The sequence below is a fragment of the Aureliella helgolandensis genome (assembly GCF_007752135.1).
GTDB classification, from domain to species: domain Bacteria; phylum Planctomycetota; class Planctomycetia; order Pirellulales; family Pirellulaceae; genus Aureliella; species Aureliella helgolandensis.
The window spans coordinates 2,136,300-2,157,770 of sequence record NZ_CP036298.1 but is presented as its reverse complement, the minus strand read 5'-3'; the positions used below and the strand labels follow the sequence as shown (position 1 = coordinate 2,157,770).

At 56.0% G+C, this 21,471-nt stretch carries 13 protein-coding genes; 7 read left to right on the top strand and 6 right to left on the bottom strand.

Going from position 1 to position 21,471, the window contains the following annotated elements; genetic code table 11:
• Window positions 1–4 precede the first annotated feature (4 nt).
• Window positions 5–1,663, top strand: a complete 1,659-nt coding sequence (locus Q31a_RS07565) for a hypothetical protein (protein ID WP_231691110.1) — start codon at window positions 5–7, stop codon at window positions 1,661–1,663.
• A 54-nt stretch (window positions 1,664–1,717) separates the two neighbouring features.
• Here Q31a_RS07565 and Q31a_RS07560 read toward each other — a convergent pair whose 3' ends face one another.
• The gene (locus Q31a_RS07560; RefSeq protein WP_145076249.1) at window positions 1,718–2,359 is read right to left on the bottom strand and encodes a hypothetical protein; all 642 of its coding nucleotides are present in this window, start codon (window positions 2,357–2,359) and stop codon (window positions 1,718–1,720) included.
• A 521-nt stretch (window positions 2,360–2,880) separates the two neighbouring features.
• Here Q31a_RS07560 and Q31a_RS07555 point away from each other — a divergent pair.
• Complete coding sequence (locus Q31a_RS07555) at window positions 2,881–3,531, top strand: RNA polymerase sigma factor (protein ID WP_231691109.1); 651 nt, start codon at window positions 2,881–2,883, stop codon at window positions 3,529–3,531.
• Between the two features lie 34 nt (window positions 3,532–3,565).
• Here the strand turns inward: Q31a_RS07555 and Q31a_RS07550 are convergent, their stop codons facing one another.
• Entirely contained in the window at window positions 3,566–5,035 is a 1,470-nt protein-coding gene (locus Q31a_RS07550) for a TolC family protein (RefSeq protein ID WP_145076246.1), read from the bottom strand.
• Window positions 5,036–5,189: 154 nt separating this feature from the next.
• Between Q31a_RS07550 and Q31a_RS07545 the strand changes: the two genes are divergently transcribed.
• The 4 genes from Q31a_RS07545 to Q31a_RS30730 all read left to right on the top strand — a co-directional run bounded on the left by Q31a_RS07545 (window position 5,190) and on the right by Q31a_RS30730 (window position 13,436).
• Window positions 5,190–5,813 carry a hypothetical protein gene (locus tag Q31a_RS07545; RefSeq protein WP_145076243.1) on the top strand — a complete coding sequence of 208 codons (624 nt, stop codon included), beginning with the start codon at window positions 5,190–5,192 and terminating at the stop codon, window positions 5,811–5,813.
• Between the two features lie 470 nt (window positions 5,814–6,283).
• On the top strand, window positions 6,284–8,551 hold the full coding sequence (locus Q31a_RS07540; RefSeq protein WP_231691108.1) for an efflux RND transporter periplasmic adaptor subunit: 2,268 nt from the start codon (window positions 6,284–6,286) through the stop codon (window positions 8,549–8,551).
• Window positions 8,552–8,623: 72 nt separating this feature from the next.
• Window positions 8,624–12,193: an efflux RND transporter permease subunit gene (locus Q31a_RS07535; RefSeq protein WP_145076240.1), complete on the top strand. Its 3,570-nt coding sequence runs from the start codon at window positions 8,624–8,626 to the stop codon at window positions 12,191–12,193.
• 103 nt (window positions 12,194–12,296) lie between these two features.
• On the top strand, window positions 12,297–13,436 hold the full coding sequence (locus tag Q31a_RS30730) for a hypothetical protein (protein WP_231691107.1): 1,140 nt from the start codon (window positions 12,297–12,299) through the stop codon (window positions 13,434–13,436).
• Between the two features lie 171 nt (window positions 13,437–13,607).
• On the opposite strand, the gene Q31a_RS07525 is transcribed toward Q31a_RS30730, so the two are convergent.
• From Q31a_RS07525 to Q31a_RS07510, 4 genes are all read right to left on the bottom strand, one after another.
• On the bottom strand, window positions 13,608–14,237 hold the full coding sequence (locus tag Q31a_RS07525) for a PEP-CTERM sorting domain-containing protein (protein WP_145076237.1): 630 nt from the start codon (window positions 14,235–14,237) through the stop codon (window positions 13,608–13,610).
• A gap of 303 nt (window positions 14,238–14,540) precedes the next feature.
• Window positions 14,541–14,828, bottom strand: coding sequence for a metal-sensitive transcriptional regulator (locus Q31a_RS07520; RefSeq protein WP_145076233.1), 288 nt, complete (start codon window positions 14,826–14,828; stop codon window positions 14,541–14,543).
• Window positions 14,829–15,152: 324 nt separating this feature from the next.
• Window positions 15,153–17,534, bottom strand: coding sequence for a heavy metal translocating P-type ATPase (locus Q31a_RS07515; RefSeq protein ID WP_145076230.1), 2,382 nt, complete (start codon window positions 17,532–17,534; stop codon window positions 15,153–15,155).
• 496 nt (window positions 17,535–18,030) lie between these two features.
• The gene (locus Q31a_RS07510; protein WP_145076227.1) at window positions 18,031–18,651 is read right to left on the bottom strand and encodes a hypothetical protein; all 621 of its coding nucleotides are present in this window, start codon (window positions 18,649–18,651) and stop codon (window positions 18,031–18,033) included.
• 551 nt (window positions 18,652–19,202) lie between these two features.
• Here Q31a_RS07510 and Q31a_RS07505 point away from each other — a divergent pair.
• Window positions 19,203–21,422 carry a peroxidase family protein gene (locus Q31a_RS07505; protein ID WP_145076224.1) on the top strand — a complete coding sequence of 740 codons (2,220 nt, stop codon included), beginning with the start codon at window positions 19,203–19,205 and terminating at the stop codon, window positions 21,420–21,422.
• Window positions 21,423–21,471 lie beyond the last annotated feature (49 nt).

The window sequence follows — 21,471 nt, the reverse complement described above, 5'->3', positions numbered from 1 at the left end:
AGCCATGCTGCAATTGCACAAGTTTTTAATTTGGAAAATTTCCATTTGCGTGATCCTGGCGGCCCCACAGTCACTTGGCTATGGGCAAGTCAGAGCGGAGCCTCGCGAAGCGGAGATGGCGGGATACTTATTGGTGCCGCACGAGCGCGTTGACGAGAAATACGATGGTGGTTTCTCGGTCTACGTGACCGCCTGGCCGTTGCTAAAAAATTATCCAGGCCGGAGGTTTCAGACGGGCTTGTTCGGAACCTGGATGTTCGCACAGTCCGATTCTCCACGTAGCATGGAAACCTATAGCGATATTGAAGGTGGATTGGGTTGGTGGCGCGACACTCGATTTGCCACCGAGACCCCCAAGTTCATCATGGGGGGCGTGGCCAAGAGTTTCAGCGAATGGGCCAACGGTCCGGGAGCCGGCAAGGGACGAGACTGGTCGAAGCCCAATGGCAAATATGGCGTGGCACAATTGAGCCAACATGTCGTGTGGCCACCAGATGGTTTGAATCTGAAACAAGGCACCAGCGGCGAACTGTTCGGTTACGGGTACTTGCCGTTGCCATTGGCCGATGCCAAAGAGACGACAGCGGGCCAACAGGTACCGACCGGAGATCAGTGCTGGACACTATTCTTGAACACGGGCAATTTCAAAGGGCCCGTGGCTTTCTTCACGCCTCACTTTTGGACCAAACCGTCGCTGAAAGACGCTTCATTGGCCGGACAGTTTTTAGACTCACGACCGGCCAATCCGAACAAAGCCATTCAGATGGAAACCCAGTACATTCCCGCTTTTCAAGCAGAAGATGCGAACGGATTGACCTACGCAAGAATTGCGCCAACCTCCTTCCCCAGCGATCAAGCAGGCAACTCTCCCGTCGTGCATCGCGTTGTCGCTTACCAAAAAAATGCCCTCTGGGATGCCGTTCAGTCATGGTTTGACGGTGGCGTTCCCGCTAGCGGCCAAGTCGATAGCGAGGCTTCCGTCGTGCAAGCCTTCGAACCACGCGGTGGATCGACGTGGAGGCTCTACCCTCAGGGCACTCCCAAAGAACAAAAGATTGCAATTGACTGGACGGGGTTTGCGACTCCCATCAATCTGGATTCTTCCACCTACGGCTATCGTTGGAACCAAGACCTGGTCACGCAGACGAAAACCTCGGACGGCACGCTTACACAATTGCCGGAATACTTCCGACTGACTAAGAATGACAAAGGCGATCAGCAATGGGTTGCGATTCCCCCCAGCGATGTCCCCCTCGAGACTGGCCTGGCGAATGTCCAATTCCCACGCTCGGTAGATCTTAGTGCGGAACCCTATGTGACGCCCGAGGACCCCACCAGTTCGTGGCAGACTCCCGGTCCCGCTGCGGGCCCCTTCCAGGCTCAACTCGGGGACGGTAGTGTCCTGACCTATTCCTGGTATCGTTTCGCGGACCAACCTGCGTTGCTCAATGCAGATCTAACGCCAGAGGAACGCGCGGAGATGCAGAGAAAAGTTGAAATGATTCACCGGTCGTGGACTCAAGACGGCGAGTATCTCCCGCCCCCAACGCGAGGCGAACTTGCAGATCTCGATCCGGCACTTCTCGTTACGCCTCCGCAGGGACTGGAAATCGGCTTTGTTCCCATCGCGACCCGACAAGAACGGGCCGCGTCTGAAGAGTAGCTCTAACCGCTTACGGCCCTGAGCCAGCGTTGCACATCGGCTGCCTCAACCGGTCTATTGATTGGAACGGGTGGCATGGCCGGCGAGATTCTGACCATGTTGGATGGCAGCTTTCTTCAGCTCCTCGACAGCGGCGAGCGTAGCTGCCGGATTAGACCGAGCCTTCTGCGTGCAGCCAGCACAGCACAAGTAGACGGGCTGACCGTCGAGCTGCAGTTTGATGGGTTCCCCCATGGAACCGAGGATGCTGCCACTGGCGATCGCACAATACTTCTGAGCTTCGATCGCAGTGCGTTCCGCAGGGTCAAGTTTGGCCAATTCGGCCGATGCAGCAATCAATTTGGCCGTCAGCTTCAACGTCCCTGCACTATCTTTCTTGACTTGCGCAATACACTCCTCACAGCACACAAAGACTGGCTTGTCGCCAATTCTTAACTTGATCGGCGTTCCCATCGCCCCCAAACGACCATGAGGCATCATGGGGCAAAATCGTTGAGAGTTGACCAATTTTTGGTCGGCGGGGGAAAGCGTTTTCAGGGACTCCGCAACTGCTTGCTCCGCCTTTTTCATCGCCGCATCGTTATGTACGGCAGCGCGCTCATGGTTCTCTTGAGCAACGCTCTCCGTACCGTTCAGGCTAGCTACCACTACGATGAGCCAGACAACGGAACGAGCCAAGATCTTGGCAATTTTCATAGGAACATCCTTACTACTCTTCGTTGGAAAATTGAAATGAGGCCTAACGGATGCGCTTCGACTAAGGCGTCGCTCTGCTGGCTAACTGGCAATCCAGGTGCCAGTGGTTTACGCAAGTAGGCGTAGACGGAACAGAAATTGAACCACGAGGGGCGAACTCCAAGTTGCCAGGGCAGGCCGCCGCGCCCCATTGGTTAGCCACCGAGAGCTTCGATGCTCCCCAGTCAAACTTCTTCACAGAAAACAGAAAATTGAGCTGGGCAGCGGGTGAGAGAACGCAATGGCGGGCGGGCTGCAACCGAAAACAGGCAAACGGCACCGCCCTTGGATACCCCGCCAGGGTATACTACCATAAAGCGGAACGTAGGAATTTTTTCAGCAAAACAGGGGACAAGAACGGCTTGCGTCGCGCGAGTTCGATCTTAGGCAAAGCGTTTGCAACAGCCCTTTTTTGCTTCGAAGGAGACTCGATTTCTAATGCGCATTCCTTTCCCTGTAATCCTGAGCAATGGGTATTTTCAATGGTGGCGTCAGGCCGCCCAAGCCACGATCGGGCGGATGAATCGCAAGGTAGCAAAGAGACCGGCGGAGTGACTCACATCGGCAAAGCAAACTCGTCAGCCCAGTCTCCCCATCAACTGTCCAGCGAGGCGACGAGGCAACTGGTTACAGCGAGCATTGCCGGTGATCGCTCAGCGATGCAGAGGCTCTACGAGCAATGCAGTCCGCAAGTCTATGGGCTGATGCTCCGCATGGTCGGACCACAGGATGCGGACGACTTAACGCAGCATGTTTTTCTGCAGATGTTTCGGAAGTTGGAGCAGTACCATGGACGCTCGAAACTCGAAACTTGGCTTTACCGACTCGCGTCTAACGAAGCACTACAACATCTGCGTCGACGCAAGCGGCATGCGACCATTTCACTGGACTGGGAGCCGGAGTCCACTGAGGACCGTGAGAACACCTCCCACGAGATATCGCGTTTGCTTGAGGCGGCGTTAGCTCGTCTCGACTCCGAACTACGGTTGGTGTTCTTGCTCAAGGAAGCGCAAGGTCTATCGTATCGCGAGATCGCAGAAGCGGTCGGTATTCCCGAAGGAACAGTCGGCTCACGACTGAACCGTGCACGCAAGGAACTTCGCGACGGGTTGCGAAAGCTCGCCGATGAGTAGCTAAAGATTTATGGGTTGCTACTGAATGCGGTGCTTACAGTGCTTGGCAACCAACGGTTCGCTCTATCTGGGCCAGGGTGCCGGCCAGCGTGGCTTCAAAGCGCGCCAACTGCGTCTCTAGCATGAGCAGTTCACGGTAGGTCTCAATCAGGGTGAAAAAGTCGGTGCGTTTCCCGCGGTAATCGGCAATCGAGAGCTTAAGGGTGTCTTCGGTGCGAGGAATAATGCGCTGCTTGTAGATATCTTGTTGTTGGATCAGTGCATCGGCTTGTACGACTAAGCGTCGCAGCTTGCCTCGAATCGCATCCCGTTCGGCCTCCAATCGTTCGGTAGAACTGCTGGTGCGATGAGCGGCTTCCCGGACACCGGCGTTAATTTTATCGCGCCAGATTGGCAGAGTGGTTCCCAAGGTGATTCCGATGTTGTCGTGCCCGTTGGCGACAGGGCTGATGGCGCTACTGTTGTCACTGATAATCGAATAGTTCAGTCCGATTTGAAGATCGGGGAATTGCTGCAAGTCGGCCAGTTTTTGTTTCTGGCGATCGCGTTGGATCTCCCAAGCGATAGCGCGTAACTCGGGGCTGCATTGCTCAGCTAAGGCCAGGAGTTCGTCGAGGTGCTCGGGAGTATTCGTTATCCCGAGCTCTTCACTCGCTTCAGGCATTAAGGTAGTGGGTTGCTGCAGCAGCGTAGCAAGATCGGCCTGAGCTTGCTGCTTTTGCTTTCGCAGCGTGATCGTCTGATCCTCCAGTCGATCGGCTTCCAACTGAGCTCGCAAGACATCCTGTTGCGTTCCGCCACTTCGATAACGTGCTTCTGCCACCTGGGTCAAATCGTCGATCAGCTCTCGCGTCTCCTCAAGGATCGCGATGGCACGAGTTGCGTACCAAACTTCATAGTACGCCAGTCGGACTGCTTCGGTGATTTCGCGCTCGATGCGGTCAACCTCGGCCTGTGCCATTTGAGCCTCTTGGTTGGCGATGGCTGCCCGGGTTCTCCTCTTCTCGGGCCACGGTACCCCTTGAGACAATCCAAACTGGTGGCTAACGCGCCCCCCCGCAGTCTGCAATGCCTGGTCGTGGATCGGCCAAAAGGTGTTGTTGAAGACGGGATCTGGCAAAGCGCTGACCTGGGGCGCTACATTGGTAGCTGCAGCCACGCGTTGTTGTGCAGCGCGAAGCTTGGGATGCCCGCTTAAAGCCAGCGACACAAAGTAATCCACAGGCTGCTGGGTCCCGACCATCAACGGAAGCGCTGCATCGACAACGAGTTCCTGGTGGTAACCGACCGCCGTCACCGACTGGTTGGACACCTCAGATGCATCCGGAGGACGTTCCCAATTGCGGCCCTCACTACTGGGGGGAAGGATAGTTTTTTGCGAGTGATTTAGCCGTATTGAATCGGGAGCCGTAGCACATCCGCCTGCGGAGAGAACCGTCAGAAGGGCCGCTAAAAACCTCCACCGCTGGCGGCCAACTCGCTCGTTTATTTGCTGGTTTTGCATAAGAAACTGCTTGGTTGACTACAATATCATTGGCAAAGCTATCCGGGTGCGCCCATTTGGACTTGCCACAATAGGCCGAATTTCCGATACACTTGGTATACCGTCTCGGGGTATATCATCGGAACGATCCACAGGAAACTCCCGCACAATTCTCATGGCCCGATCAATCCATACTGCCGTCAATCTTTTACTGATCGTTGCGATAACGACTCAGCCGACGATGGTATGGGCCATGCAAAAGGGGTGTGCGGCTGCTGGTACAACGCAATCTGCCTGTCAGGGATGTGGTAGTTGCCAAGTCGAAGCCACGAAGGTCCGCTGTGGATGTTGCAGTGAAAACTCAGAGGCCGCGCCGGAGGAAAGCCGCACAGACTGTTGTGGGCACGAGGTGGTTGAAAATCCACAAGTCGCCGTAGAGTCGACGATAGCTGAAGACTCAGGCTCTTCCCATTCCAAGGCTACCGAGACGGCGGGCGAATCGGTCCCTTCCGATAGAGCTGAGACAAAACATGCAGCAGTCCCTCAAGCACAGAGTCGTCGAGCAGCCTCTCCTGGAATTGCTGCGAATTGTAATTGCATGCACGCACCGGGGACTCCCTTCACTCCGGCACCTCGCTCACATCACAGCGAAGCTTTAGATCTTTTATTGCTAGACGGCACCTGCAGTGTCGTCTTGGCCCCGAAGGCCCCCAATTTTCGGGCCCCCGCCATCGGCGGATTTTCTACTGTTGCAGATTCGCATTTCGCGCAGGTCGAATTCGGCGTCTGGCGTTTGTGACATCTTTTCCTAGGGAGTGATGCGTTAGCAACACGCACCTCCGTCTTTCGGTTCGCCTTCGAGTCGCTACGCCGTCCTGGACGATTGCATGCGCCGCAGTTGAGCTGAGCACCGGTTCGAGAATTTCTGCGCTGGGCTTGCCTTAAAGCCGATCCGCGAAATTCGGATCTAGCAAACAACTTGCAAACGGCTCTTATGGCGCGGTGGTTGGCTCAAGCTGCGGCAGCGCTGGGAAACCACCCTGCCTCCTCCACCAACACTTTTTTGCGGACAGCGTCTCAGGGCCGGGCAAGAAGCATCAGTTGGTAGAGGTCGGCAGAAGCACATTGACGCAGACGAAACACATGGTGACTTCCAACTGGTTGCAGAGGGGGCCCTAGATTCTTCTTTGCCGAGGATCGAATCCAACCAATGATTTTCGCAGGCAATTCGCCGTGCAAAACGGATGAACGCTTTTGAGAGCATGTCGAATGCAGCCCAACGATACTCCCTTATCCCAGGAAACAGGCGACTCAGACATGGCCGGAAACCAGAAACAACCCGCCGGCGAGAAATCACCGGTCGATGTGAAAGAGACGGATAATGTGGGAGAGTCTGTGGCGGAAGGCCCGGTGTTGGAGACAACGCGTGTGCCATCGTCCACCACGCCGGAAACAGCCTCGCCGGAATCGCCACCTCCGGCAGGAGCGGTATCTAGCGTGGTCGCCGAATCGCGGTTGGGCGGCTGGACGTGGTTGCTTCATTTCGGTTTAAAGTCGGCAATCCTCGTGGCGGTTGGAGCAATCTTGCTGACCATGGTAGGTGTTGCGCAACGTACGGGCTGGATTACCGAAGGGGGATTCTTGGGTAGCAACGGCTCGTCGCAGAGCGGGGCAAGCGAAGGTCAGGACGAAGGTAAACGGTACATCTGCCCCATGATGTGTACACCACCTTCGACAGAACCGGGACGCTGCCCAGTGTGTGGGATGGAATTGGTCGAATCCACGGCGAGTAATAATGGGGACGGAATCTCGGTAACCATCGAAGCCTCGGCGCGTCGCTTGGTTGGCATTCAAACGGCTCAGTCCAAGTTGGGCGATATGACGCGCACCATTCGCACGATTGGTTCGATCGACTTTGACGAAAGTCGTCTCTCCACAATTTCGGCCTACACCGACGGGAGGCTCGAAAAAATGTACGCCGACTATGTGGGAGTGAAAGTTTCCGAGGGAGACGATTTGGCATTGCTCTATAGTCCCCAGCTCTACACCGCGCAAACGGAATACGTGACCAGTTTGGAAAGTCACGCATCGAGTCGTTTCAATATTGGCAACGGTGACATGACAGCAATGGCGCGTGAAAACCTGAGCGAGTTGGGAATGACTCAGGAGCAAATCACGTTGCTCAACGAGAGTCGTCTGCCGCAGTCACGCATTCGCATCAAATCGCCTCAGAGCGGTACGGTTATCGAAAAATCCGCCGTTGAGGGCGACTATGTGAAGACGGGGCAAAAGTTGATGCGCATCGCAGACCTCAGCTCGGTATGGTTGATGCTGGACTTATTCCCAGACGATGCGATAAACGTTCGCTTTGGACAGCAAGTTGAAGCCGAGATTCAGTCGATGCCTGGCGAGGTATTTACTGGGCGAGTTGCGTTCATTGATCCTACGGTCAGCAAACGCACCCGCACCATAGGAGTCCGAGTCGAAGTCTTGAACTTCGATGGAAAGCTGCGACCAGGCGACTATGCAACCGCCAAGATCACGGTGCCCGCGATTCCCGGTAAGCTGGTCTACGACCCAGCCTTGTCGGGCAAATACATCAGCCCCATGCATCCACAGGTGATTCGCGATGGACCAGGAAGCTGCCCGCTATGCGGCATGGATTTGATCTCAACCCAGCAGCTTGGCTATGCGACTGAACCGCAACCCCAACAGCGCGTGGTCACAGTGCCTCGCGATGCGGTTCTATTGACCGGTGACATCGGGGTGATCTACGTCGAAACGGAACCGGGACGCTTTGAGATTCGCCGCGTCCATGTTGGTCCGATGAATGAAACCGAAGCGGTGATCGTCGAGGGTTTGGCAGCGGGCGAGACCGTGGCCACGGGGGGAAACTTCCTGATCGATTCTCAAATGCAGTTGGCTGGTAACCCATCGCTCTTGGATCCGAGCAGAGCACCGAGCTACGCACCTGGGCCGCTCGAACTGCATGCAAGCCACCCCTTGATCTTGACTGAAAAGGCGGGGCAGGAGTTCGATCGCGCCTTCGACGCCTACTTTGAGATCCAAGCCGCGTTGGCTACCGATTTAGCCCCACCGCCGGTCGCACTCAATACTCTCCTGGACGCGCTCTCTGCGTTGGAATTGTCTGCACAAGTGCCGGACGAGGTCCAAAAGGAGATTGCCAAAGCGCGACGTTCCGCCGTACGGATGGCTGGCACGCTCGAATCAGCTCGAGTTGCATTTCGCAGTGTTAGCCATGCCTTGCTCCGCGCCGCAGTAGACGCGCGGGGCCCCAAGTCCGCTCTCTCACTGACACACTACTACTGCCCAATGGTGCCTGGCGGGGGTGGAGACTGGATGCAGCCGGGCGGCGAAATCGCAAATCCCTACTGGGGCAGCGCGATGCAGGATTGTGGTGAATTGGTGAGGCAGATGGGCAGCGTCGAGGGCGCAGCTCCCCACGAGCACCCCGAAGTGGAGTTGTGGACCGAGGATGTGAATGAAGGGGATTTGAGCGGAGGGTTGCTTCAATGAGTGAACAAGCCTTCAGCCAGCTCACGGAAATCGGCTCCGCAATTGCGTCCTTAGCCAGTTGGGAGGGCAGCCATGCTTAACCTCGTCATTCGCTTCTGCGTTAAAGAACCATGGTTGGTGCTACTGCTGACAGTCGGTCTCAGCATAGGAGGATGGTTCGCCTACCAAGCCGTTCCCATCGATGCGATTCCCAACGTCGGTGAAAACCAAGTCATCGTGCTTACACCGTGGCCGGGGCGTTCTCCGAAAGACATCGAAGACCAAGTTACCTACCCACTCAGCGTCTCCTTGCTCGCTGTGCCAGGTGCCGAATCGGTGCGGGGCAAAAGCATGTTTGGCTATAGCTTCGTGCAGGTCACTTTCAAGGACGCGATTGACTTCTATTGGGCACGCAGCAGAGTCTCCGAACAACTCGGCACTGCAGCTTCGCAATTGCCCGACGGCGTTGTCCCGCAACTTGGTCCCGATGCGACGGGGCTGGGGCAAGTTTACTACTACACCTTGCAGCCACCGCAGGATGGGATGAGTCTCGCAGAATTGCGAAGTCTGCAGGATTTCGTGATCAAGTACGAGTTGCAAGCGGTCGAAGGGGTGAGTGAAGTCGCTTCCATCGGTGGCTATGTTCGGCAATACCAGATCGAAGTCGATCCCGATAAACTTCGATTCCATGATCTCCCGCTGGATGCCCTAGCTGCGGCAATCAAGGGGTCCAACTTGGATGTAGGAGCCAAGACGGTTGAGTCGACGGGAATGGAGTACATTGTTCGTGGCAAGGGATTCCTGGGAAGTGACGGTGACAAGCAGCAGGCAATTGCGGACATCGAGCACACCGTTATTCTGCAGCGCGATGGCGTGCCGGTGCGGGTCAGCGATGTGGCCGACGTACAGCTTGGTCCTGACTTCCGGCGCGGTGCGCTCGACTACAACGGGGCTGAAGCCGTCGGTGGTGTGGTGGTCATGCGGTACGGTGAAAATCCTCGCATCGTGATCGAGCGAGTTAAAGACAAAATCGCTCAGATCGAACCAGCGCTCAAAGGGGTGACCATCAATGGAGTCTATGACCGAAGTGGATTGATTGATGAAACGGTGGCGACGTTGACGCATGCCTTGCGCGACGAAATCATTATCACGGCCATCATTATTCTGCTTTTCCTGCTGCACATTCGCAGTAGCTTTGTGGTCGCGATCTGCTTGCCCGCTGCAGTGCTAATGTCTTTCATTGCGATGCATGTTGTTGGTGTCGGCTCTAATATCATGTCGTTGGCCGGAATTGCGATCGCGATCGGCACGATGGTCGATATGGGAATCATCGTCTCCGAGAATATCTACCAGCACTTGGCCGAATGGGAGAGGGAGGTTGAGCAGCTGGGGAGCGAGGATCGAGCCGGGGGACAGAGTCGGTCAAAGTCGACCGCGTCGAATCCAGCGCGAAGCGAGGTCGTGTATGGGGCTGCCATTGAAGTAGCACCTGCCGTGGTTACGGCCGTGGCAACGACAATCGTCAGCTTTCTGCCCGTGTTCTTTCTGACCGGACGCGACTACCGCTTGTTCTCCCCGTTAGCCTTTACCAAAACTTTCGCCATCGCAGCGGCCATGATTACTGCTGTGACGCTTGTCCCCGCACTAAGTCGGTTGTTGCTGCGTAGTGCCGGATATCGCAAGCGAACCGCTTGGGGAGCGGGACTTGCGCTGGCGGCCCTGCTGTCGACAACCGCCCACTACATGTGGGGCTGGCGGCTGGCAACGCATTTCGCCTTACCGGCCTGGAGCGTAACGCTTGCTGCTGGACTGGTCGGTTTCATTGCAGGCTGGCAATTGATGCGAGAACGCATCCGTCCCATCGAAGAGATCCCGTCCAGTCGTTTTGTACGTTGGATCTATGCTGCTCGCTTGCGGCATGCACTCAATCACAAAGTCCTAGCCCTCTCCTTTCCGGCAATGCTGTTGATCCTGGGAGTCGGTGCCTACGTCGGGCTGCCCATCGTCCTGCGACCTGTCGAACGCATCGCCAAGTTCTTTGGAGCGGAATTGAACCAGTTTCCTGGCTACGTTGACGCCAAACACGTTTTCACGGGGCTGCGCAGCGATGATTGGATTGCGCTCGACGAGGGGAGTTGGTTCTACATGCCGACTTTGTATCCCGCCGCGAGCTTTTCGCAAGCGATGCAAGTTCTGCAAACTCAAGATGTCTTGATTGGGCAGATCCCCGAAGTCAAGGACGTGCTCGGCAAGATAGGACGCGTGGAATCGGCCTTGGATCCCGCGCCAGCGGCGATGGTAGAGACCTACGTCATGCTCAAGCCTGAGAAGGAATGGCGCGAGCATGTGACGGCGCGTGATATTTGGGATGAAATCAATCGGGTGGCGACACTTCCGGGCGTCACTCCCGCCTCGGCACTACAGCCTATCGAAGGACGTGTGGTAATGCTGCAAAGCGGGATTAAGGCTCCGATGGCGATTCGCATCTACGGTGATGACCTACAAACACTAGCTGTTGCGGCCATGGATGTGGCGGGCAGACTCAAACAATCGCCGCTGGTCAACGCGGGAACCGTCAATCCAGATATCGTGCTGGGGAAGCCCTACATCGAATTCAGCGTCGATCGTGAAGCCGCCTCCCGCTATGGCATGAATGCTTCAATGGTGAACCAAATCATCGAAACGGCCTTGGGCGGTATGAATTTGATCAAAACGGTTGAGGGGCGTGAACGCTATCCAGTTCGCCTGCGTTACAACCGCGACTTGCGCGAACACATCGACCAGCTGAGCCGTCTACCGATCGTGACTCATAGTGGAGCTGTCGTGCCACTTCAGGAGCTGGCGAAGCTCGAGACGACATGGGGACCAGGAGCCATCAACAGCGAAAATGGACGTCTCGTGGCGCATGTCGCTTTTATGACGAATGGAGCTATGGGAGATCTGGAATCGGTCACTGCTATCGAAGAGCAACTGCGTGACGCTCAAACCCTGCCTGAATCGAATCCTCAGCGTCTGTCCTTACCTGCAGGATATTCCTTGGAAGCGGTCGGTAGCTTTCGGAATCAAATTGAGGCCAATCGACGCTTGATGTGGATCATACCTGTTGTGATTGTCATCAATTTACTGCTCATTTACGTTGAATTCCGCAACCTCCCCATTTCCATGGCGGTGTTTACAGGCATTCCAGTGGCTTTCGCCGGAGGAATGGTGCTGGTCGCATGGATGGAGGTAGAGCTCAATACCGCGGTGTGGGTGGGGTTCATCGCTCTGTTCGGTCTAGCGGTCGATGACGGAGTGGTCATGGCAACCTACATTCACCAACTCCTGGAGCGTCGCAAGATCCGAAGCGTTGAGGACATTCGGAACACGGTCTACGAAGCTGGCTTAAAACGCATTCGCCCCTGCATGATGACGACCGTGACAACCCTAGCGGCGCTCGTCCCCGTCCTGCTTGCAACCGGACGTGGGGCGGACGTGGCGCGCGCGATGGCGATTCCGGTGTTTGGCGGAATGCTGGCGGAACCCTTCACTTCGTTTATCGTGCCGACCCTCTACTCGGCTTATCTAGAACTCAAAATGCGATTCGGATTTGCTGACCCACTGTGGGACGGCACCGAAGAAGTTGCCGCTTCGCAGGCAGAGGAGATACCTCATGCCGCCTAACTCTTTTTACTTTCTGGTGAAGGAACATTCCCTTCATGCATCCAAGGAGCACGGAAGCCCTTGGAGGAATTTTGTCTCAAGAAAGATCACTTGGAGAACAGAGATGAATTACGGTTTCATTAAGCAGTTTGTCCTGGCAGGGATGCTAGTCACGATCTGGCCCATCGCTGCAGACGCTCAGCCGCCCAAAACTGCGCAACTGTATCAGCAAGCGGTTTCAGCTCCCCCCCACTCCACCGCTCGACCACAACAGGGTCCGCATGGCGGAACACTGAAACAGGTGGGCTCTTTGCAGTTGGAAACGGTATTGTCCCAAGGCGGCATCGCGTTGTTTGTCTTCGACCGCGATGGTCAACCGATGTCCGTGGAGCAGGGGCGCGGTGCGGCCTCTCTACGTATCGAAGGCAATGCCAAACGCTATCGCTATGATCTCTTGCCCGATGGCAAGGGAGGACTAACGGCTCCCGTTAACCTGTCCAAGATTGCGGGGCAACAAATCGAAATTGAACTGCAATTGATTGGGCTTTCAGGCATTGGCAGCCTGCCGCTGACACTGCAAGAGGTGGCGACCGTTCCGGTTAGTGAGCTGCAGCTTGCGTCAGCAGCCATCGCACGTCAAAAAATCTGTCCCGTCAGTGGTAAGCCACTTGGCAGCATGGGCGATCCGCTTGCCGTCAACGTGCAGGGAAAAATCGTGTACGTCTGCTGCGCGGGTTGCACTGACGCTATTCACTCGAATCCTGCCCAATATGCGGCAGGGCGCCCCAAGATCCTGATCAGCTCGGCGACCGCTGCGGACGCAGCTCTTATCGCACAACAGAAAGTTTGCCCGGTGATGGATGAACCGTTGGGAGGCATGGGGCAGCCGATCAAGGTGTTGATCGGAGAACACCCCATCTACTTGTGCTGTAAAGGCTGCATCAAGAAGGTGCAGGCGGAACCGGCCAAATATTTGGCGATGGTCTACGGAAGTGCACCAGCGGTTGTTGCTGAAGGTAGCGATCAAGTCCGACCTGGCATCTTCAAAGTCAGCGCAATCGATGCCCCCTTTGTGGCTGCCCAAAAGCGGTGCCCTGTGATGGACGAGCCGCTCGAAGCGATGGGAGGTCCCTTTAAGGTCAACGCAGACGGCAGGGCAATCTACATTTGCTGTCCAGGCTGTGCAAAAAAGATTGCTGCTGAACCGCAGAAATACTTAGCAATCCTTGCTGAGCAGGGAATAAGTGCGCCCACCATTCGATGAGATGCGGCAGGGGAAACCGCTGAACGCATTGTTCTCCGTTTCCCACGCCCATTCTCAACCGCACGCGCGGGGGAGGTGTCCTGTGGATTCACACCCTTTGGGAGTGATGAAGCAACACGCCTCCCCCGCCCTTCAATCGCCAGTAGGGATGCCAGTTCGGATGTCAGATTCTTATGCCACTATCGAATCGGATTGACGACGGCGGTGGCGGGTTGCACCGATGCAGAGTGCAACCAGTCCCGTTCCTAGGAGAGTGAGGGAGGAGGGCTCAGGAATCGCGACCGTGGCGGGGTTCAACGTGATGTCGTCCACCAAAAAGAAATTGCCAAGTCCCAATCGCAGTTCATCAATCGCACCGCCTTGCGCTTCGTAAAAACGGTAGCTGCCGTTCAAACTGGTGGGCACCGACCAGACCTGCGTCCCGTTGTTGTAGCCTTGCAAAACACCTGACAAAGAATCTAGACCACCGGACTCAGGCGAGGTGAGCCACTTTTTTGCCCACAGTCCCTCGAACACGAAATCGGTTCCATCAACCTTGGAGATAAGCCCCACCCCGGTATCGCTATTAAGAATTGCGAACTCTCCACCGTGGGCCCCGTAGGGCCAGGTATTGCCGTCCAAGTCGATCCAATCCAAATTCCTGCTGAAATTGTACCCTCGGTATCGCCCCACTTCTCCGCTCTTGTTTTGAAGGCTGCCTCCCGGGACATCCTCGAATGTCATAAATTCGGCACGCACCTGTCCTGCGGTGGCGACCAGAATAGCCGCAAACGCGGCAGTAAAGTGAATTGCTCGAATCATCGATCAGCGTTCCGATAGGAGTTAGAGGAGAAGATCAAGGTGGACCATGGGCAAAACAACTGTCCGGCATGAAGCTAGGGCAGACAGTATAGCGGGTGTGGTAAAGAGAGTGGACGCCGCCGAGTTGCAGAATTCCTGAGACGTAATCCAGACGGAAATCGCCTAGGCAACCAGTAAGTGGGCTCGGATTTCTGCCACTGGACTCGCATCGATACGGCTGGTAGCGAGCCCACCAAAAGAAGGTTTTTCAAGAAGTGTGGCTGGCTGCCCATCCCGCTGCTTGAGTGCAACGGCAACTTCTTCTTAGTCCAAGACACCAGCGTACTTGCGAAAGACTTGGATCAGCTCTTCCAGTTTCGCATCGCGATCTTCGTCATCGCTATTTTGCATGGCGTTAGCGACACAGGTCTTGAGGTGATTTTCCAGCACAATCTGTCCGACCTTGGCAAGCGCACCGGTAGCAGCTGAGATTTGCATTAGCACATCCACGCAGTACTCGTCATTTTCGAGCATACGACCAACGGCATCGACTTGTCCGTTGATCCGCCGAATGCGATTGAGTAGTTTCTTTTTTCCATCTTCGTTAAGCATCGGTACTATCCACGCGTTTGACATGCCAGCCCCAGGGCTGGCCAGTGTGCCAGGCAATCAAGAAGGCGAGGAACAAACGCCTAGCGCATGTCCGTTTCGAATTCCATTGAGCCCCAATGTGCATCCACGATTGCAAGCCGATCGAATGTGAACGCTCTCACCTGAAGCGTCTGGTTGGCCCATGGTGAGAGATGGCTCGCTTGGGTATACCCGATTGTTGGAAATCCGACAACGTGGTGGGAGAATGCTGAAGGCCTGCCGCCGGGTAACATGAGTAGCAATCTTTAGGAGAGCTACGCAATTTTTTCAGGAAGGCTGCGAGATTCAGGAGAGCCTTGCGGTGCGGAGCCTCAATGCATTGAGGATGACGGACACGCTACTGAAGCTCATGGCTGCTGCAGCAATCATGGGGCTAAGCAGGACGCCGAAAAACGGAAAGAGCAGACCTGCGGCCAAGGGAATGCCAAGCGTATTGTAGACAAACGCAAAAAACAAATTCTGGCGAATGTTGCGCATGGTCTTGCGACTCAACCGGGCTGCCGCTGCAATACCGCGCAGGTCACCTCCCACTAGGGTGACGCCCGCAGACTCCATCGCAACACCGGTTCCGGTCCCCATAGCAATGCCAACGTCGGCTAAGGCGAGTGCTGGAGCATCGTTGATTCCGTCACCCGCCATGGCCACGATCTTGCCCTCACTTTTTAATCGCTGCACAAACTCATATTTATCTTGAGGGGAGACACCAGCTTCAAACTGATCGATTCCCAGCTGCTGTGCTACGGCCCGGGCGGTCGATTCAGCATCGCCGGTTAGCATGACCACTTGCAGTCCCAGTTCGTGCAGCGCCCCAAGTGCGGCCGGGGTACTTTCTTTGATCGGGTCGGAGATCACCATGAAGGCAGCGAGCCGGGCGTCAATGGCAACGAAAATGACTGTTGCCCCGCCTCGCTGATGCTCTGCAGCGCGTTCTCGACCAATCGCAAGATCGGTGACATCCTGCGCTTCGAGCAAGGAGGCTTTTCCGATCAACAGCTCGTGACCGTCAACGGTAGCGCGGACACCACCGCCAGTAATGCTCGTGAAATTACTCGCTTCGGGTATCGAGAGCGCATCGGCCTGCGACTTCCGAACGACCGCCTGGGCCAGGGGATGTTCGCTTTGCTGCTCGACGGCTGCTGCCAACCGCAGTATTTCGCTGGCTCGCCAATCCCCCAAGGTTTCAAGTTTGGTCAATTCGGGCCGCCCCTGCGTAAGCGTCCCGGTCTTGTCGATAACGATGGTATCCACCTTCTCCAGCACTTCCAACACGGCGGCGTTCTTGATCAAAACTCCTTCTCTCGCACCCCGCCCGACTCCGACCATCACTGACATTGGAGTTGCTAGTCCGAGAGCGCAGGGGCAGGCAATAATTAAGACGGCCACTGAGGCGACGAATGCATAGGCCAAGCGGGGTTCTGGGCCCCACACCGCCCAACCAATGAAGGCCAGGATGGAGCACAGGATTACCGTGGGAACAAAATAGCGAGCGACGACGTCGACCAATTGTTGGATTGGAGCGCGGCTTCGCTGCGCTTCGGCTACCATCTGCACGATGCGATGCAAAACCGTATCGTCACCGACGCCAACGGCTTTCATCACTACCGCACCAGTTTGGTTGAGGGTGCCGCCAGTGACGTCATCCCCTTCCCGTTTCTGTACCGGCAGGGGCTCGCCGGTCAACATGGATTCGTCAACGCTGCTCGAACCACTCAAGACCCTTCCATCCACAGGAATCTTCTCACCCGGCCGGACGCGCAGCCGATCCCCTTGTTGAATAGCGTCCAAGGGGACATCTTCCTCACCGCTATCGGCAATTCGGTGCGCCGTTTCGGGAGCGAGTTGCATCAACTCCCGGATGGCACCGCCGGTCTGCTGTCGAGCTCGAAGCTCCAATACCTGACCGAGCAATACGAGAGTCGTGATGACTGCCGCAGCTTCAAAGTAGAGTGGCGGTTTGCCATCTTCGAAGAAGGCCGTGGGAATCCAACTGGGAAATAGAACGACAAACAGGCTAAATAGGAACGCAGCCAAAGTTCCTACGGTGATCAGCGAGAACATGTTCAAATTCATGGAACGAAACGATTTGATGCCGCGGACTAAGAGTTGCCAGCCACACCAAAACACCACCGGAGTCGCAAGGGCAAGTTGCAGCAAGCCGAAGCTCCGGTCCGAAAACGCGTCAGCGATTCGCACTCCGATCATGGGGCCCATGGCAATCGCGAGCAACGGCACCGACAGAACCACGCTGCCCCAGAACCGTCGCCTCATCTGGAGGTATTGCTGCTCATCCTCCTCGGCCGCGGCGCTAATCACCTTCGGTTCGAGGTCCATTCCGCAAATGGGACAGTCGCCTGGACCGACCTGCTCAATTTCTAGGTGCATCGGGCAAGTGTAAATGGCACCGGTGTCCACAGGTGGAAGGCCTTTGGCGGAACTCTTCTCCCCATGGCAGCAACTGTGCAGCGGCTCACCTGTCCGCGCGACCGAGTTTCCAGCCCGCTGGGAAGCGCTCGCTAGCACGGCGTCCGGCGATGCCTCAAATTTCTTCTGACAGGAGGCGCTGCAAAAGAAATACTCTACACCCTGGTGGGTAGACGAGCGGGCTGATTCCACATCGACCGACATGCCACAAACAGGGTCGATAGTCTGTGTCTTCGCTTGGTTCATTCCTGGTCCTCAATGAAAAATCCAGCTGTGCAGTACAAGACGAAGCTAGATTCGAGCCGCATACCCCTATACGGTATACGCACTCCCTGAAAAAGCCAAGAGCCCAATCTGTCTGGTTCCTCCCAATGAGTCCCTCTGAGGCAATTCCCATCGCTGAAGTTGCAAACTCAAGCCAGCTGGCAACACTCCTCAAACAGGAGCGTGTCATAGCCACACTCGGCAGAGATGACTCGCGCCGCGACTGAGTGAGAAGAATGAGAAAGAATGAGAAAGAATGTGGAAGGACAGCGGCGAGGGCTGTACAGCGACTGCGAAGTGTGACACCTGGTAATCGACGCAATCGACATTGAGAGCACCTAGCCACTCACTCCCCGTTCCCCATTCCCCCCCCAGTACCAATTCGGCTGAGGTCCCGTTCGGTGTCTCGATTGGGTCAGGGTGGGAAGGCTGAGCTCCCCACGGCCCAAGATGCTTCTCGGGTCTTGAGCCTCGGTTACTAACGGCTGGCTCGTCCGCCAATTGGCCCGACGGACAGCACGGTGGAGCCATCCGACAACACCATCCCTGGCCGCAAATCGGACGTGGGAGAAACCCTTGAGCCAACGGCGCGCTGATTTGCCGTCCCAGAATGCGAGTAGTTGCCATAACCTGCTTGACCGCTGCTGGTTCGACCGCGTAGCGCTGGTTGGGCATACGTTTGGGGATAGCGGGAGGCTCTAGCTCGATAGGGCGAGTAGTTTCCCTGGGCGGCAATGTAGGGATAGCTGGAGCTGCGATAGCCGTAGCCCCCGGAACCCACGCGATACCCTCCGCCCGAATAGCCCTGGCCGTAGCGGAATCCACCATACCCCGCACCATAACCCAGGCCGTAGGGCGAGCCACCACCGATCGACAGACTAATACTAGGTCGGTTGTAGTTGCCGTAAGCGGAACCATAGCCACCGGAGCGTCCGTATCCGGAATAGCTGTGGCTAGAAACACCACCACCCATGTAGGACATTCCTCCACGCGCATAGCCGCCGCCACCAGCGCGTTGGGCCAGGGCGACAGCCGAAGTGGAAACGAATGCGGTAGCTGCGAATCCAAACACGAGTTTCTGAACAATCTGGAGTAACATATGAAACGCTCCTCCGCGCCTGGCGCGGTATTGGTAGCTGTGAGCAAACACGAATGCAGTATCGCCAAGTTGCGACAGAGCTCGACAAACGTTCCGAGCCCTAAGTACCATCAAGTGTCCCCAAGCAAGGCAACCATGCTGCATTTTTGATACCGCAATTGACTTGGCGAACAAAATTTACCGTCCTACGCGACGCAACCGCTGCCTCGTAATGCACTGGCTCGCTGCTCCCGTTGCGCAAAGTTGCCCAGACGAGCATTGCCTGGTCAACCTGGCCACTCCTTGCTCAGCGCCCCAGGGGCGGAATTCCACTCATGGGCAAACGCTTAAAGGCCATCCGATGCGGTGTTCGGAGAGTGTCTTTTATTGGCACTGCACTTGAGATTTTTGGCACAGCACTCGTGACGTTTCAACACGTTTGGAGTCCTACCAGTCTGGGGGCACCTCGACGGATTGGATTCTTTGATTGGGTGATGCCTGCAGGAGTGCAGCTCTCACTGTCAAGGATCTCGACGTGCTCCGATCTTCTCATCTTTTCGCGGGGCTTGACCATGTCGCTTTTGGAATCCACTACTCAGTCTGTTCAAATTCTCCTACGGAGCCTTGGGCGTAGATTGCGCCGCAACGCGCTGAAACGATCTCCGCGAAAGCGGTACGCGAGACGTCTGCGGGGCGAGACGTTGGAAACGAGGAGGTTGTTAGCGGCTGACTTTCAACCGTTTCACCACAATCGCTTTGATGCCGAGGACGTCAACGACGACGGTCTTGTTACGCCCATGGATGCATTGATTGTGATCGATTCCATGAACCAACAGCGAGGATCGGATGCTCTGCATTTCATCGACGTCAGCAACGACGGATTTCGGTCACCGCTCGATGCATTGATGGTCATCAATCGTCTGAACCGAGGCGAGCAGGGGATGCATGGGCAACAGCCGACAATCGAAAAAACTATCCCCAGTGCGCCCGACGAGGTTCGATCGATTGATGGGACCAACAACAATCTGGAATCCCCTGAGCTGGGAAGCACGGGTGAAGAGCTGTTGCGAATTGCGGATGCCGAATATGACGACGGTATTTCGACCCCTGCTGGTGCGGACCGCCCAAGCACTCGGGAGATCAGCAACCTACTTTCCGACGCTGATCCTGAGGGGACGACCAATGACCGGGGACTCTCCGCATTCATCTATGTCTGGGGGCAGTTCATCGATCACGATATCGATCTAACGCTAAACCAAGTCGAGGACCCCGAATCGCTTGAAATTGAAGTTCCCACCGGCGACCTCCAGTTTGACCCCACTTCGACGGGCGAGGTGACGATCTCCCTGACGCGTTCACAGTTTGCAGAGGGGACAGGCACTTCAGAGGAAAACCCGCGGGAACAAGTGAGCGAGATCACTGCTTTTGTGGATGGATCGCAGGTCTACGGCAGTGACCTGGAGACGGCAAACAGCCTCAGGGAATTCGAGGGGGGCCGGATGTTGATAACCGACGATGGTCTTTTGCCTACCGATGCGGATGGCCAAATTATGGCGGGTGACATCCGAGCCAGCGAGAACGTCGCACTAACCTCGCTTCAGACCTTGTTTGTCCGTGAACACAATCGATTGGCGGACGCCATCTCCGCCGGCGATACGTCCCTCACCGACGAGGAAATCTATCAACAGGCACGCGCCATTGTCATCGCAGAGATCCAAGCGATTACCTACAACGAGTTCCTTCCAGCCTTGCTGGGAAAGGACGCACTTTCGAGCTACGACGGATACGACGCATCGGTTAACCCTACGATCGCCAATGAGTTCTCGACAGCAGCATTCCGTTTCGGGCACAGCACGCTCAATGATGACGTGGAATTCTTCGACAATGATGGCAGACCCGTTGGCGAGGAAATCCCTCTGACTGAAGCGTTCCTGAATCCGCAGCTGTTGGAAGAAACCGGGATCGACTCGATATTGAAATACGACGCGTCCACGTTAGCCCAGGAAATCGACCTGGAAGTAGTCGATAGTCTCCGAAACGCGCTGTTTGGCCCTCCTGGCTCGGGAGGGCTTGATCTCGTCGCGCTCAATATACAACGCGGTCGCGATCATGGTTTGGCCGACTACAATGCCACCCGTGAAGCCTACGGATTGGAGGCGTTCGACTCGTTCGATGACATCACCAGCGACGTCGAATTGCAGCAAAATCTTGAATCCCTTTACGGCGATGTCAACAATATCGACCTGTGGGTCGGACTGCTAGCGGAGGATCATGTGCGCAACGCCTCCGTGGGAGAACTGGCGCAAACGATCATTGCGGACCAGTTCGAGAGACTCCGCGACGGAGATCGCTTCTGGTACGAGACTTCGTTCCAGGGATCGGCCTTACGGCAGCTCCAACAAACTTCGCTGTCCGACATTATCGAGCGAAACACTGAGGTAGAGGGCTTGCAAGACAATGTCTTCTTCATGATCGCTGAGGTGAGCGGGACCGTGAATCTGCAGATGGACGCTCCTAGTTCCCAGAAGGGGGCCAAGCATCCCCAATCGTCCACGGGAGTTGCTGGAGTGACGCTCGAACTTTTGGACGATTCCGGAGAGGTGGTCGACTCCACCACTAGTGATTCTCGTGGAAATTACCGCTTCAATTCGTTTGCGCATACTGGCGACTATCAGATTCGTCTAGTTGGTTCGGATGAATACCAGCCGCTCTCCTCGGATCTGGTCGACTTGCTGGTTAGCAATGGAAAGACGCGCCTGCGCGGGCTCGACTTTACAGTTGCGAGTGTTTGACCCTGGGAGCGTGACGCGGGGCGGCTGAAAGAGTCCTAGAGAAGTATGC